The sequence below is a fragment of the Amycolatopsis acidicola genome, from assembly GCF_007713735.2.
Taxonomy (GTDB): Bacteria; Actinomycetota; Actinomycetes; order Mycobacteriales; family Pseudonocardiaceae; genus Amycolatopsis_E; species Amycolatopsis_E acidicola.
In genome coordinates, this window is the sequence record NZ_VMNW02000083.1 from 24,641 (window position 1) to 39,091 (window position 14,451).

Sequence of the window (14,451 nt, forward strand, 5' to 3'; positions counted from 1 at the left end):
CTCGATCGGGGGATCAACAGGCCCCGGGCGAGTTAGGGTGCTGGTGTGCCTCAACCGGTTCGGACGCATCCGGCGGAAGGCGACTTCGGCCGCCTGCGCGCCGAGTTCGAGCTGCCGGAGTCCTTCCAGGCCGACGTGCTGGCGGAGGCCGAGGCGGCGGCGATGGATCCGCGCGAACAGGGGCCGCGGGAGGATGCGACCGAACTCCCGCTGGTGACGATCGATCCGCCCGGCGCCAAGGATCTCGACCAGGCCATGGTGATCGAGCGCCGCGGCGCCGGTTTCCGACTGCACTACGCGATAGCCGACCTCGGCGCGTTCGTCGCGCCGGGTGGCCCGGTCGACCGCGAGGCCTGCCGCCGCGGCCAGACGCTGTACCTCCCGGACGGCAACGTCCCGCTGCATCCACCGGTGCTCTCCGAAGGCGCTGCCAGCCTGCTGCCGGGCGAAACGCGGCCTGCCGTGCTGTGGACGATCGACCTCGACTCCGGCGGCGAACCCACGGCGGTCCGCGTGCGGCGCGCGCTGGTCCGGTCCACCGAACAGTTCGACTACGAAACGGTCCAGGCGAACATCGAGGCGGGCACGCCGCATCCGTCGGTGGCGGCGCTGCCGCAGCTGGGCCGGTTGCGTCGCGAGCTCGCGGTCCAGCGCGGCGCGGTCGAACTGCAGCTGCCCGAGCCCGCCATCGGCGGCGACGCCGGGGACGGCTGGGTGCTCGCGATGCGGACGCGCAACGAAATCGACGCGTGGAACGCCGAAATATCCCTGCTGACCGGGATGGCGGCGGCCTCGATCATGACCGAGGCTCGCGTCGGCGTGCTCCGCACATTGCCCGACGCCGACGCCGATTCGGTGCGCTGGCTACGGAAATCCGCGCAGGCGCTCGGCATCTCCTGGCCCGCGAGCGACACGGTGTCGGAACTGTTGTCGCGGCTCGACCCTGCGCGCCCCGAGTCGATGGCGCTGTACGCCTGCTCCACGCGTTTGTTGCGCGGCGCGGGCTACACGGCGTTCGAGGGAGAGCTGCCCGCTTCCACCACACACGCCGGGATCGGCGCCCCGTATGCGCACGTCACCGCGCCGATCCGCCGTCTCGTGGACCGGTTCGCCACCGAAATCTGCCTGGCCGTCACGGCGGATCAGCCCGTGCCCGCCTGGGTTCGCGCCGCGTTGCCCCGGCTGCCGGAGCTGATGAGCGCGTCGGACACGCTTGCGGCGAGGGTCGAGAAGGCGTGTGTCGACCAGGTTGAGTCGTGGATGCTGGCCGGGCACATCGGCGGTACGTTCGAGGCCGTGGTGTTACGCGCGGAGGAGGCCAGGGCCGAGATCATGGTGGAAGATCCGCCGGTGATGGCCAAATGCGCGGGCGCGAACCTGCCGGAGGGCGAGCGGATCACGGTCCGGCTGCTCTCCGCGGACGTGGACAGGCGGAAGGTCGCATTCGAGCGGGCGTGATGGCGGACTGGACCGAGCGGGAGAAGGAGCTGGCCGACCTGGTGCGGGACGGTCACGCGGTGGTGGTGAACGTACGGAAGTCGGGGCCGCACAAGCATCTCGTGCCCTGGCTGCTGGAGCAGGACCTCATCACGTACATCGGGCACAAGGGGAACAGGCACTCGTGGCCGGAGTCCCCGTTCGCGAACCCGTTCGTCAAGGAGGCGAAGACCGACCGCCAGGCGATGCTGCGACACTATCGCGAGTACCTCGAAGGGAAGCCGGAGCTGCTGAAACGCTTGCGCGATGGTGAATTGGACGGCCGCGCGCTCGGGTGCTGGTGCGACCCGCAGCCCTGCCACGGGCACGTGTTGCTGGAGTACCTGAAATGACGTTGTTCGACGACCTCGGTGAGGACATCCCGCTGCGGGGCCGGCCGCGGCGGGTCGTATCGATGGTGCCTTCGCTGACCGAGGCGATCGAGGTGACCGCGCCCGGAATCCTTGTCGGGGCAACGGATTACTGCACGCATCCCGCGTCGCTCGCGGTGCCGCGGATCGGCGGCTCGAAGTACCCGAAGCTGAACAGGGTGATCGAGCTCGAGCCGGATCTCGTCGTGGCGAACTCCGAGGAGAACCGGCCGGAGGACGTGGAACGGTTGCGCGCCAACGGGTTCCCGGTCTGGGTGATGGAGGCGGCGGCCACTGTCCCGCACGCGCTGGCGTCGTTGCGCCGGCTGCTGACGCAAGCTTTCGACGCGCCAGAGCCGGAATGGCTCGTGCAGGCCGAGGATCTGTGGCGGGACAAGCCGCCGGTTCGCCGGCACGCCGTGGTTCCGGTGTGGCGCAAGCCGTGGGTGATCCTGGGGCGCGACACTTTCGCCGGTGACGTGCTGCGCCGGGTAGGTGTGTCCATTGTGTACGGCGAGCACGAGGACCGTTATCCGAGGCCGAAACTCGACGAGTTGCGTTCGTGGTTCGCCGACGGCGAGGCGGATTTGCTAGTTCTGCCGGACGAACCGTACGAGTTCACCGCGGACGACGGGCCGGACTTCTTCCCCGGCGTGCCCTACGAGCTCGTCTCCGGGCGCTACCTCACCTGGTATGGACCGTCCCTTGTGGACGCATACCACGCACTCAAACCGTGACCAGCAGGGCGATCGTCGAGTCACCGCAACGGCGCAGTGTCACGCCAGCGTCCGCCATCGCCGACGCTCCGGAAGCCCACCAGCTGGGGATGTCGGGGTTGCGCACCAGTGACCCCGTGGCCTGCCGCGCGTTGTTCGACGCGATCACCCGGCTCTGGGAGTTGACCAGCGCGGCCCGGCCGCGCAGCGCGCGCAGCTTGTGCTGCACCGTGCGCTCCAGCTCGCGGACGACCACGTCGGCGCCGACCACTCCGGCGAACTTTCCGTTGCGCCGCACGGGAATCGTGAACGTGAGCGTGTACGTGTCCGTGCACAGGTAGTCGACGTACGGGCCGGTGATGTGGCGTCGTCCGGAGTCGCGCGGCACGGTGAACCAGGACTGGCGGGTGTAGTCGAGAAAGCGCTCGCTGTTCGGGTCGAGGCTGATGAAGACCTGCGCGGGTTCGCTCTGCCCGTTGCCGGTCCACCATTCGAACCCGAACCGCTGGTCGTCGAGGGTGTCCGGGGCCGCGATGAACCCGGCGCCGACGATGAGGCCGCCGAGCGCCTTCGCGATCTGCGGCCGGAGCCCGTCGAGGTCCGCCGCCTGTACCGGGCCGGTGGAGTTGAGGATCGCCTCAGCGCCGGCCACGACCGGCTTCAGCGTCCCGAAGATGCCCTCCACCAGCGCGGACACCTCTTCGACGAGCTCGTCGCCTGTCAGCGTGCGGGTGTCGTTCACGGGCCGCCCCTCCGGTTCTCAGGGTCCGAGCAGGTCCAGGTGCAGCTCGGCCAGCCGGTCGATGGTGTTCAGTATGTGCTCCTCGGTGAGCTTGCGCGCAAGATCTCCGTCGGCTTCGCCGATCGCGGCGGTGATCGCGCGATGCTCGGCGCACGCGGTGACGTGCGGTTCGTCGCCGAGTGGCAGCCAGAGCAGTGCACCTTGCTCACTTTGCAGGCCGATCTCCTGCTGGGTCAATCGCGGGGACTGCGCGGCCGCGGCCATTTCCAGGTGGAACTGACGCTCCGCGCGCGAAGCGGCCGCGCCCGTCGCGTCCTGCAAATCGTCCGCGGCGAGCGTCAGCCGCATGATGTCCTCCGCCGAGCTGCGCTCCGCGGCGAGCCGCGCGGCCGTGCCCGCTATCGCGACGTAGTGGTCACCGATGTCGCGAAGCTCGCTCATCGACATGTCGCGCAGCTTGTCGCGCCACGACGCTTCTTCCTTCGGCGCGCGTACGAAGCTCCCGCCGCCTCGGCCGCGTCGCGTCTGTACGAGGCCCTGCTGGCGAAGCGCGACCAGAGCCTCTCGAACCGTCACAGTGGAGACGCCGAACTGGGCGGCCAGTTCCGCTTCGCTGGGGAGCTGTTCGTCGTCGGCGAGCAGACCGAGGTGGATCGCGTCGACCAGGCGCCTGGTGACGGCTTCGACCCGGCCGGTCTGGTCGAGCGGCGCGAACAGCACGGATCTCGCGCTGGGTGACTTCGGCGTCGTGCGCATCGCGCTCCTTGGTCTGATCGGGTGCCCGCCTCCTCAATCCTGCCTGACCATCTTGTCATATGAAAACTGGTCTTATATGTTTTGGCCCAATCCGAGCGCGGAGCAAGGGACGTTTGCTACGGCCAGGGCGGTAGCAAACATCCCTTGCTCCGCCGCCGGCCGCCGGGAACGGGAGGCTGTTCGTGGATCAGCTCAAGCACTTCATCGACGGTGCGCGGGTCGAGCCCGCGGGTGGCGAAACCGCCGAGATCATCGATCCGGTCACCGGACGCCCGTACTGCACCGCGCCGATCGCGCGCGCTGAGGATGTCGACCGGGCGTTGCGCGCGGCCGCGAAGGCGTTCGAGACGTGGCGTGACACGACGCCGGGGGAGCGGCAGCTGGCGCTGCTACGGATCGCCGACGCCGTCGAAGCCCGCGCGGACGAGATCGTCCGCGTCGAGTCGGCGAACACCGGCAAGCCCATCGAGTTGACCAAGGCCGAGGAAATGCCGATGTTCATCGACCAGCTGCGCTTCTTCGCCGGCGCCGCCCGCGCGCTCGAAGGCCGCTCCGCGGGCGAGTACATGGCCGGGCACACCAGTTTCGTCCGGCGCGAGCCCGTCGGCGTGTGCGCGCAGGTCACGCCGTGGAACTACCCGCTGCTGATGGCGATCTGGAAGATCGCGCCCGCGCTCGCCGCCGGGAACACGGTGGTGCTCAAACCCTCGGACACCACCCCGGCCTCGACGCTCCTGCTCGCCGAGATCGCCGCGGAATTCCTGCCGCCGGGCGTGTTCAACGTGATCTGCGGCGACCGCGACACCGGCCGGACACTCGTCGAACACGACATCCCCGCGATGGTCTCGATCACGGGCTCGATCCGCGCCGGGATGGAGGTCGCGGGTTCCGCGGCCGCGGACGTCAAACGCGTTCACCTCGAACTAGGCGGCAAGGCGCCGGTACTCGTCTTCCCCGGCGCGGACATCGACGCCGCCGCCGAGGCGATCGCCGGCGCCGGATACTTCAACGCCGGCCAGGACTGCACCGCGGCCACCAGAGTCCTTGTGCACCAAGACATCCACGATGAGTTCCTCGCCGCGCTGACCGCGCAGGCCGAGGGCACGAAGACCGGCCTGCCCGACGACCCCGACGTCGCCTACGGCCCGTTGAACAGCGCCGGGCACCTCGCCAAGGTGACCGGTTTCCTCGACCGGCTGCCCGCCCACGCCACCGTCCACACGGGAGGAAAACGGGCACGCGACGAGGGCTACTTCTTCGAACCGACCGTCGTGTCGGGCCTGAAGCAGGACGACGAGATCGTGCAGCAGGAGGTCTTCGGCCCGGTCATCACCGTGCAGGGGTTCGCGGACGAAGGCGAGGCGCTCGCCAACGCCAACGACGTCCAGTACGGGCTCGCGTCCTCGGTGTGGACGACCGACCACGCGCAGGCGATGCGGCTGTCCGCGCGCCTCGACTTCGGCTGCGTGTGGATCAACACGCACATCCCGCTCGTCGCCGAGATGCCGCACGGCGGGTTCAAGAAATCCGGGTATGGCAAGGATCTCTCGCTCTACGGGCTGGAGGACTACACCCGGATCAAGCACGTGATGACGGCGTGGTCGTGATGTCACCGAACCAGGCGCCCGCCACCATGGAGACGGAACCGAAACCCCGCGCCGGTGCGCCCGCGATCCGGCTTTCCGGGCTGCGCAAGGAGTTCGGGCCGGTCGTCGCCGTGCGCGGCATCGACGTGGAGATCGCCGAGGGTGAGTTCTTCTCGATGCTCGGGCCCTCGGGGTCGGGCAAGACCACCGTGCTCCGGATGATCGCCGGGTTCGACCTGCCCACCTCGGGCACGGTCGAACTGGGCGGCCGCGACGTCACCCGGCTCGCGCCGTTCGAGCGCGACGTCAACACCGTCTTCCAGGACTACGCGCTGTTCCCGCACATGAACGTCCAGCAGAACGTCGAGTACGGCCTGCGGGTGAAGCGGGTGCCGCGCGCGGAACGCAAACGCCGTGCCACGGAAGCACTCCGCACCGTCCGGCTGGAGGATTTCGCCGCCCGCAAGCCTTCCCAGCTTTCCGGCGGACAGCGGCAACGCGTCGCGCTCGCCCGCGCGCTGGTCAACCGGCCCAGGGTGCTCCTGCTCGACGAACCGCTCGGCGCGCTCGATCTCAAACTGCGGCAGGCGATGCAGACCGAGCTGAAGCAGATCCAGCGAGACGTCGGCATCACGTTCATCTTCGTCACGCACGACCAGGACGAGGCGCTGACGATGAGCGACCGGATCGCCGTGTTCAACGACGGCCGGATCGAGCAGACCGGCACCCCGAACGAGGTCTACGAACACCCCGCAAGCGCTTTCGTCGCCGGTTTCGTCGGCACCTCGAACCTGCTTTCGGGCCGTGGCGCGGAGGCGGTCATCGGGCACAGCGGCACCTACAGCATCCGGCCGGAGAAAATCCACCTCGATCCCGACCTCTCCTCGGCGGCGGAGCCCGGCGAGGTCAGCGCGACCGGCACGGTCACCGCGACCCATTACGCGGGAGCCACCATCCGCTACGTGGTTTCCCTCGACGCGGGCGGGCAGCTGTCCGCGGTGCGGCAGAACAGCGACCGCGCCCCCGAGCTTGCCGACGGCCGGGTCCGCCTGGTGTGGCGGCAGGAGCACAACTTCCGGATCCCAGACGACAAGGAGCACACCGATGCGTAACAGCCGGACCCTGCGCCTGCTCGCCGGCCTGGTGTGCGTGGGCACCGCGATCGCGGCCTGCGGCACCTCGAGCACCAGCTCGTCGAACGCGGGCGGGGCGGGTTTCACCCCACCCAAACTGGAACCGATGGCCCAGCTCGGCCAGCCCGAGGGCGCGCTGAACGTGCTGGCTTGGCCCGGTTACGCGGAAAACGGCTCCAACGATCCCAACGTCAACTGGGTCACCCCGTTCGAACAGCAGACCGGCTGCAAGGTCAACGTCAAAACCTTCGGCACCTCCGACGAGGCACTGAACCTGATGAAGACCGGCGAGTACGACGTGGTCTCCGCCTCGGGTGACGCCTCGCTGCGGCTCGTCGCCTCCGGTGACGTGGAGCCGGTGAACACCAGCCTCGTGCCGAACTACGCCGACGTGTTCGACTTCCTCAAGAACAAGTCGTGGAACAGTGTGAACAACGTGTCCTACGGCATCCCGCACGGCTGGGGCGCGAACCTGCTCACCTGGCGCACGGACAAGGTGCAGCCCGCGCCCACGTCCTGGTCGGCGATGTTCGACCCGAACACGCCGTACAAGGGCAAGATCAGCGGCTACGACTCGCCCATCTACATCGCCGACGCCGCGTTGTACCTGATGAAGCACAATCCCGAGCTGGGCATCAAGAACCCGTACGCGCTGGACGACAAGCAGTTCACCGCGGCGGTGGACCTGCTCAAACAGCAGCGCCCGCTGATCTCGGAGTACTGGTCGGACTACCTCAAGGAAAGCCAGGCGTTCAAGAACGGCGACTCGGTGCTGGGCACGGCCTGGCAGGTGACGGTGAACGTGACCCAGGGCGAAGGCGCGCCGCTGCAGGCCATCGTGCCGAGCGAGGGGGCGACCGGCTGGTCGGACACCTGGATGGTGGCGACCAAGTCGCAGCACAAGACGTGCGCCTACAAGTGGATGGACTACATCATCAGCCCCAAGGTCAACGCCCAGGTGGCGGAGTACTTCGGCGAGGCGCCGGCGAACTCCAAGGCGTGCGGGCAGACCACGGACGCGACGTTCTGCGACACCTACCACGCCAGCGACAGCGCATACGCGTCACAGATCTACTACTGGACCACGCCGATCGCCCAGTGCCTCGACGGCCGCACGGACGTGCAGTGCAAGGACTACGGCGACTGGACGCGCGCCTGGACCGAGATCAAGGGCTGAACCGATGAGCGTCGCCGCCGGTGCCTCGAGTTTCCTTTACCGCAAGCCGAAACTGCGGCTGGGGATCCTGCTGTCCGCGCCACTGCTGTGGCTCGGGCTGGCCTACCTCGGCGCGCTGGCGGCGTTGTTCGTCACCGCCTTCTGGAGCACGGACACGTTCACCGGCCAGGTCGTGACGTCCTGGTCGCTGGACAACTTCGTCACCCTGTTCACCGAAGACGTCTACCGCACGATCACGGTGCGCACCGTCGGCATCGCCGCGCTCGTGACGGTGGTGGACGCGGTGATCGCCTTCCCGATGGCGTTCGCGATGGCCAAGTTCTGCTCGCCGCGGGCGCAGCGGCTCCTGGTGATCGCGGTGATGACCCCGCTGTGGGCGAGCTATCTCGTGAAGGCGTACTCGTGGCGGGTCATGTTGTCGGGCAACGGTTTGTGGTCCTGGCTGCTGGGCGCCACCCCCGGATACGGCGTGACGGCGACGGTGATCACGCTGTCGTACCTGTGGTTGCCGTACATGATCCTGCCGATCTACGCGGGCCTCGACCGGTTGCCCGATTCCCTGGTGGACGCCGCCGGTGACCTGGGTGCAAGGCCGTGGCGGACCTTCACGTCGGTGATTCTGCCGCTGACGTTCCCCGCGATCGTCGCCGGTTCGATCTTCACGTTCTCGTTGTCGCTGGGCGACTACATCACCGTGAAGATCGTCGGCGGGGCCAGCCAGATGCTCGGCAACGTCGTCTACGACAACATCGGGGCGGCGAACAATCTGCCCTTCGCCGCGACCGTGGCCACCGTGCCCGTCGTGATCATGCTCGTCTACCTGGCCGCCGTGCGGCGCACCGGAGCCTTGGAGAACCTGTGAACTTCTCGAAGACGACGAGGTACGTGCTGCGCGGGGCGCTGGTCCTCGGGCTTGCCGTGATCTACATCCCGCTGCTTGTGGTATTGCTCAACTCGGTGAACGCCGATCCGGCGTTCGGCTGGCCGCCTTCGGGGTTCACGCTGGAATGGTGGAGCAGGGCACTCGGGAACTCCGGGGTGCTCAACGCATTGTGGACGAGCCTGATCGCCGGGGTTTCGGCCACCGCGATCGCGCTGGTGCTCGGCACCATGGCCGCGTTCGCGCTGCAGCGATACCGGTTCTTCGGGCGGGATTCGGTGTCGCTGCTGATAATCCTGCCGATCGCCCTGCCGGGGATCGTGACCGGTATCGCGCTGAACAACGCGTTCCGCACGATCCTCGGGATCGATCTCGGCCTGCTGACGGCGATCATCGCGCACGCGACGTTCTGCATCGTCGTGGTCTTCAACAACGTGGTCGCCCGGCTGCGGCGGATGGGCGGGAACCTGGAGGAGGCCTCGGCCGACCTCGGCGCGGATGGTGTGACCACCTTCCGGCTGGTCACCTTCCCGATGCTGCGCTCCGCGCTGCTCGCCGGCGGGCTGCTCGCGTTCGCGCTGTCGTTCGACGAGATCATCGTGACCACGTTCACCCTGGGCGCGGGCCTGCAGACGCTGCCGATCTGGATCCTGGACAACCTGTTCCGCCCGAACCAGGCGCCGGTGGTGAACGTGGTCGCCGCGGTGCTGATCGTGGTGTCGACCGTGCCGGTCTACCTCGCGCAACGACTTTCCGGCGACACGGCCAGCGGAGGGCGCATGTAGGGCCGCGACTCCAGAGCGTCCGGCGGGTGTGGCGTCAGGTACTTTCTTGGCGAATGCCAGTGCGTCGCCGTTGTGGAAAGGTCCTCAATGTCCGCTGTGACATATTTCGAGGCGATTGTGGTCGGCGCCCTGCAGGGCGTGTCCGAATTGTTCCCGGTTTCCAGTCTCGGCCATTCCATTCTGCTGCCGGCGTGGCTGGGCGGATCGTGGGCGAACGATCTGAGCATGGGCAAGGACTCGCCCTACCTGGCGGTTCTGGTCGCCATGCACGTGGCGACCGCGATCGCGCTCGTCGTCTTCTTCTGGCGGGACTGGGTGCGGATCCTGGGCGGGCTGTGGACGTCGATCCGGGACCGCGAAGTGGTCGACTCCGACCAGCGGCTGGCATGGCTGCTCGTGCTGGCGACGATCCCGGTCGGCATCGCGGGGCTGCTGCTGGAGAGCGCGCTGCGCAACTTCCTCGGAAAGCCCATTCCCACGGCGATTTTCCTTGCACTGAACGGGGCGGTGTTGCTGGCCGTGGAGCGGTTCGGCCGCTCGCGCGCCCCTGAGCCCTCGGTGCCGCTCGCGGCCGAGCAGACGATCGATTTCTCGGCCGAAGTGACCATGCCGATGCGTGCGGTGAGCGTCGAGGAGGCGTCGGATCTGCGGTTGTCGAAGCTCGGCATCGGCGAGGCGATCCTGATCGGCGCGGCGCAGATCCTGGCCCTGTTCCCGGGAATCAGCCGGTCCGGCATCACGATGGTCGCGGGCCTGCGGCGCGGGCTCGACCACGAGGACGCCGCCCGTTTTGCGTTTCTTCTTGCCACGCCGGTGATTTTGGCCGCCGGTGTCCTGAAGATGCCGTCCCTGTTCACCGAGGAGAACCGCGCCTCACTCGGCCCGGCCCTGGTCGGGAGCCTGGTCGCGGGAATCGCGGCCTACATCGCGGTGCGATTCCTGACTTCCTATTTCGAAACGCGTACGCTGACGCCGTTCGCTATTTACTGTGTGGTCGCCGGAATCGGTAGTTTGGTGTATTTCGTGGCATGATCGAACCGCTTTCCTGGGGGCGGATCGCAACAGCTTGGACGTTCGACGTCCCGGCTGTCGTTTTCGTCGTGGTGCTCGGCGCGGGGTATTTGCTGGCCGCGCGCCGGATGCACCAGTGGGCCCGGGGCCGGACGGTGGCGTTCCTTGCCGGTCTGGGCACTGTCCTGCTGGTGACGTGCTCTTTCCTCGGCGTGTACGACGACACGCTGTTCTGGGTGCGCGCCACGCAAACGGTGGTGCTGTTGATGATCACCCCGTTGCTGCTCGCGCTCGGCGCCCCGTTCACGCTGGTGCTGGGCGTCTCGCCGTTCGCGGACACGCTGCGCCGCGTCGGCCGCGGGCGAGCCGCGCGGACGCTGACTTTCCCGCTGGTGATCACGGTGCTGTTGATCGTGCCACCGTTCGCGCTGTATCTGACGCCGTTGTACGAGCTGACCCTGCGGCACTCGGCGGTCGACGCGCTCGTGCGGTTGGTGCTCGTTTGTTGTGGTTTCGTGTACTTCTGGACCAGGCTCCGGCTGGACCCGACTCCCCGCGATGACCACCACCTGGTCTCGTTCGGCATCAGCTTCGCCGAGGTCGTCGTGGATGCTGCGCTCGGCCTGGTTCTCTGGCTGGGCCCGCTGCGCGCGGCCGGCTACTACGAGGCGCTCGGGCGGCTGTGGGGGCCGGGCCTGCGCACCGACCAGATCATCGGCGCAGGGATCCTGTGGATCGGCGGCGACCTCGCCGGCCTGCCTTTCGTCGGCGCGCTGTTCACCCGCTGGATGCGCGACGACGAACGCCAGGCCGAACGAGTCGACCGCGAACTCGACGAAACGGAGCAGCAAGGCGGCGCCGGACTCTGGTGGGAGTCCGACCCCGTCCTCGCCGAACGCTTCAACCGAAACCGCACCTAGCCCGGCAGCAAGGAACGTCCACTCCAATGCCACCGCAGCAAACGTCCCTTGCTCCGAGGACGCGCCCGAATGCGGTTGGTGCCTGGGTGGGAGCAAACGTCCCTCGCTCGGCCGCGGCGCAGCAAACGTCCCTTGCTCCCCGCACCCGCCCGGCTGCCCCCGGATTTGAAGCAAACATCCCTTCCTCGGCCGAGGCGGAGCAGACGTTCCTTGCTCTCGGCACCTGCGCGGCCGTCCTCGGGTTTGGAGCAAACATCCCTTCCTCGGCCGAGGCGGAGCAGACGTTCCTTGCTCTCGGCACCTGCGCGGCCGTCCTCGGGTTTGGAGCAACCATCCCTTCCTCGGCCCGGCGGGAGCAGACGTTCCTTGCTCCCGCCGGTCGCCCGAGCGTTCGGAGCCGGTCGGTTGGAGCGAAGGCCCCTTGCTCCGCGAGGCCGGAGCAAACGTCCCTTGCTCTCCGGGGTTGTCCTAGTGGAATGCGTGTTCGGGAGCCGGGAACTCGCCCCGTCGCACTTCGTCGGCGAATGCGGCCGCGGCGCCGGAGAGCTCGCCGGCCAGGTCCGCATACCGCTTGACGAACCGCGGCGACCGGCCGCGACGCAACCCCGCCATGTCCTGCCAGACGAGCACCTGGGCATCGCAGTCCGGCCCGGCGCCGATACCGACAGTTGGGATCTTCAGCTCATGCGTGACCTGCTTCGCCACCTCCGCGGGCACCATCTCCATCACCACCGCGAAGGCGCCCGCCTCCTGCAGCGCGACCGCGTCGGCGACCAGGTTCGCGCCCGCCTCGCCACGGCCCTGCACGCGGTACCCGCCCAGGTTGTGCTCACTCTGCGGGGTGAAGCCGATGTGGCCCATCACCGGGACCCCGGACCCCGTCAGCGCCTCCACGTGCGGTGCGAACCGCTTGCCGCCCTCAAGCTTGACGGCATGGGCCCGGCCTTCCTTCATGAACCGCACCGCGGTCGCCAGCGCCTGCTCGGGCGAGAGCTGGTACGAGCCGAACGGCAGATCCGCCACGACCAGGGCGCGTTTGGCAGCCCCGGTCACGGCGCGCACGAGCGGGAGCAGCTCGTCCACCGTCACCGGCAGCGACGTGTCGTAGCCGAAGACGTTGTTCGCGGCGGAGTCGCCGACCAGCAGCACCGGGATACCGGCCTCGTCGAACAGCTCGGCGGTGTACATGTCGTACGCCGTGAGCATCGGCCACGGTTCGCCGCGGTCCTTCAGCTCTTGCAGGTGGGGGATGCGCACCTTCTTGGCGGGCGCGCCGGTTTTGGGGCCGTTGCCGTAGGGCGCCACGGTCTCACCAGAATTGGACATCGTCGTCGACCAACCTTCCCTCGAGGCCCTCGTCGGGTCCCCGGGTCGTGGATCTGGGCAACCAAGCGTGACACCGTGTCGCGACCCCGCCCAAGTGCCTGCGACGAGCTTCACACGGGGTGGTGACCATGACCGAAGAGGTGCCGAGGTGGCGGCGAAAGGCCGGTGGCGTGGTCGCCACGGTGGTCCAGCTGGGCGCGCTCGCCTCGGTGGCGCTGCTGATCTGGGGCGGTCACCACGGCTTCTACCACTGGACGGTGCTGGCGTTCAGTGTGCTGAACATCCCAGCCGACGCGAACATCCTGATCGCTCTGGTGCTGGCGGTGCTCGGCGCCGCGTTACGGCGGCGGAAGCGGGCTGCGCTGAACACGCTGCTCCTGTTCCAGGTCGGTGGGCTCGCGGTGACGATGGCGTTCCATGCGGCCTTGCTGTGGGCGCCCGGCGCGCTCACGCTCGCCCGGCGCGAGCGCACCCACATCCCGGTCGCGCTGTGGGCACTCACCGGCGTGGAGCTGGTGGCGATTGGACTGATCGTGCTTCTGATCGCGCTGCGCCCGGCGTTCCCGGCTCGCTTGGCGCCAGGAGCGTGGAAGTACGCGCTGGCCGTGGGGCTCGGTGGGCTGGCGGTGGTGATTTCCGTCGGCTGGGCATTGCTGACGGTGTTCCCGGGAACGCTGACCGGCCTCGGCGACAGCTTCCTGTGGGCGGCGAACCACGCGACCGGTGAGTTGCTGCAGCTGCGCCGACTGGGTGTGCAGGAAGGCCCGGGCTGGGTCGATCTGCTGCTCGACCTCGGTGGCACGGCCGTCGCGGTGGCCACGCTGTCGACGTTCTTCCGTGGCGTGCGCTCGCAGCGGCATCGCAGCGATGAGGAAGAGCTTCGGCTGCGGTCGTTGCTCGCGCAGTTCGGCGAGGACGATTCGCTGGGGTATTTCGCCACCCGCCGCGACAAGAGCGTGGTGTTCGCGCCCAATGGCCAGGCCGCGGTGACCTACCGGGTACTGGGTGGCACGAGCATCGCGAGCGCCGATCCGATCGGTGATCCGGAGTCGTGGCCGCAGGCGATCGCCGCGTGGTTGGCCGAGGCGCACACCTACGGTTGGTCCCCGGGTGTGCTGGGGGCGAGCGAACGGGGCGCGAAAGCCTACGTCCGTGCGGGGCTGAAGGCGCTGGAGATCGGGGACGAGGCCGTGCTCGATGTCCGCGACTTCCGGTTGTCCGGCCCGGAACGGCGGTCCGTGCGGCAGGCGGTGCGTCGCATCGAGCGCGCGGGATACACCGCGCAGGTCCGCCGGCACGCGGACGTCCCACCGTCCGAAATGGATGATCTGTTGGCGAAGGCCCAGCAGTGGCGTGGCGCGGGCACCGAACGGGGGTTCTCGATGGCGCTGTCGAGGCTGGGCGACCCGTCGGACGGGCGGTGCGTGATGGCCGAGGCCTACGACGCCACCGGGCAGTTGCGCGGGCTGCTGTCCTTCGTGCCGTGGGGGCGGCGCGGGCTTTCCCTGGATCTGATGCGTCGCGATCGTGACGCGGAGAACGGGCTCACCGAATACCTCGTCGCGCAGGTTG

Annotated in this window: 14 protein-coding genes; 11 read left to right on the forward strand and 3 right to left on the reverse strand. The window is 68.5% G+C overall.

Features of this window, described 5'->3' with window-relative positions:
* Window positions 1–45: 45 nt before the first annotated feature.
* The 3 genes from FPZ12_RS36155 to FPZ12_RS36165 are packed head-to-tail and all read left to right on the forward strand — an operon-like array spanning window position 46 to window position 2,584.
* Window positions 46–1,458 (forward strand): RNB domain-containing ribonuclease, encoded by a 1,413-nt coding sequence (locus tag FPZ12_RS36155; RefSeq protein ID WP_144758088.1) that lies wholly within the window; start codon window positions 46–48, stop codon window positions 1,456–1,458.
* Window positions 1,458–1,829 carry a DUF4326 domain-containing protein gene (locus FPZ12_RS36160; RefSeq protein WP_144758089.1) on the forward strand — a complete coding sequence of 124 codons (372 nt, stop codon included), beginning with the start codon at window positions 1,458–1,460 and terminating at the stop codon, window positions 1,827–1,829. The genes FPZ12_RS36155 and FPZ12_RS36160 overlap by 1 nt, the downstream gene beginning before the upstream one ends.
* Window positions 1,826–2,584 carry a helical backbone metal receptor gene (locus FPZ12_RS36165; RefSeq protein WP_144758090.1) on the forward strand — a complete coding sequence of 253 codons (759 nt, stop codon included), beginning with the start codon at window positions 1,826–1,828 and terminating at the stop codon, window positions 2,582–2,584. Before FPZ12_RS36160 ends, FPZ12_RS36165 begins: the two co-directional genes overlap by 4 nt.
* On the opposite strand, the gene FPZ12_RS36170 is transcribed toward FPZ12_RS36165, so the two are convergent.
* A complete protein-coding gene (locus FPZ12_RS36170; RefSeq protein ID WP_144758091.1) occupies window positions 2,574–3,305 on the reverse strand; it encodes a cache domain-containing protein in 732 nt (243 codons plus the stop codon). The two genes, FPZ12_RS36165 and FPZ12_RS36170, sit on opposite strands and share 11 nt — an antisense overlap.
* A gap of 18 nt (window positions 3,306–3,323) precedes the next feature.
* Window positions 3,324–4,061, reverse strand: coding sequence for a FadR/GntR family transcriptional regulator (locus tag FPZ12_RS36175; RefSeq protein ID WP_144758092.1), 738 nt, complete (start codon window positions 4,059–4,061; stop codon window positions 3,324–3,326).
* A 182-nt stretch (window positions 4,062–4,243) separates the two neighbouring features.
* On the opposite strand from FPZ12_RS36175, the gene FPZ12_RS36180 reads away from it, so the two are divergent.
* From FPZ12_RS36180 to FPZ12_RS36210, 7 genes are all read left to right on the forward strand, one after another.
* A complete protein-coding gene (locus FPZ12_RS36180; RefSeq protein ID WP_144758093.1) occupies window positions 4,244–5,668 on the forward strand; it encodes a gamma-aminobutyraldehyde dehydrogenase in 1,425 nt (474 codons plus the stop codon).
* Window positions 5,668–6,759 carry an ABC transporter ATP-binding protein gene (locus tag FPZ12_RS36185; RefSeq protein ID WP_166463019.1) on the forward strand — a complete coding sequence of 364 codons (1,092 nt, stop codon included), beginning with the start codon at window positions 5,668–5,670 and terminating at the stop codon, window positions 6,757–6,759. Before FPZ12_RS36180 ends, FPZ12_RS36185 begins: the two co-directional genes overlap by 1 nt.
* Window positions 6,752–7,957 carry an ABC transporter substrate-binding protein gene (locus tag FPZ12_RS36190; RefSeq protein WP_144758095.1) on the forward strand — a complete coding sequence of 402 codons (1,206 nt, stop codon included), beginning with the start codon at window positions 6,752–6,754 and terminating at the stop codon, window positions 7,955–7,957. Before FPZ12_RS36185 ends, FPZ12_RS36190 begins: the two co-directional genes overlap by 8 nt.
* A 4-nt stretch (window positions 7,958–7,961) precedes the next feature.
* On the forward strand, window positions 7,962–8,819 hold the full coding sequence (locus tag FPZ12_RS36195) for an ABC transporter permease (RefSeq protein ID WP_144758096.1): 858 nt from the start codon (window positions 7,962–7,964) through the stop codon (window positions 8,817–8,819).
* Window positions 8,816–9,622 carry an ABC transporter permease gene (locus tag FPZ12_RS36200; protein WP_144758097.1) on the forward strand — a complete coding sequence of 269 codons (807 nt, stop codon included), beginning with the start codon at window positions 8,816–8,818 and terminating at the stop codon, window positions 9,620–9,622. Before FPZ12_RS36195 ends, FPZ12_RS36200 begins: the two co-directional genes overlap by 4 nt.
* Before the next feature lie 87 nt (window positions 9,623–9,709).
* Window positions 9,710–10,654, forward strand: a complete 945-nt coding sequence (locus tag FPZ12_RS36205; RefSeq protein WP_144758098.1) for an undecaprenyl-diphosphate phosphatase — start codon at window positions 9,710–9,712, stop codon at window positions 10,652–10,654.
* On the forward strand, window positions 10,651–11,553 hold the full coding sequence (locus tag FPZ12_RS36210) for a cytochrome c oxidase assembly protein (protein WP_144758099.1): 903 nt from the start codon (window positions 10,651–10,653) through the stop codon (window positions 11,551–11,553). Before FPZ12_RS36205 ends, FPZ12_RS36210 begins: the two co-directional genes overlap by 4 nt.
* A gap of 468 nt (window positions 11,554–12,021) precedes the next feature.
* Here FPZ12_RS36210 and panB read toward each other — a convergent pair whose 3' ends face one another.
* Window positions 12,022–12,879, reverse strand: coding sequence for a 3-methyl-2-oxobutanoate hydroxymethyltransferase (gene panB / locus FPZ12_RS36215; protein WP_144758100.1), 858 nt, complete (start codon window positions 12,877–12,879; stop codon window positions 12,022–12,024).
* A gap of 128 nt (window positions 12,880–13,007) precedes the next feature.
* Between panB and FPZ12_RS36220 the strand changes: the two genes are divergently transcribed.
* On the forward strand, window positions 13,008–14,451 hold a 1,444-nt coding region (locus FPZ12_RS36220), incomplete at its 3' end, for a phosphatidylglycerol lysyltransferase domain-containing protein (protein ID WP_150980663.1).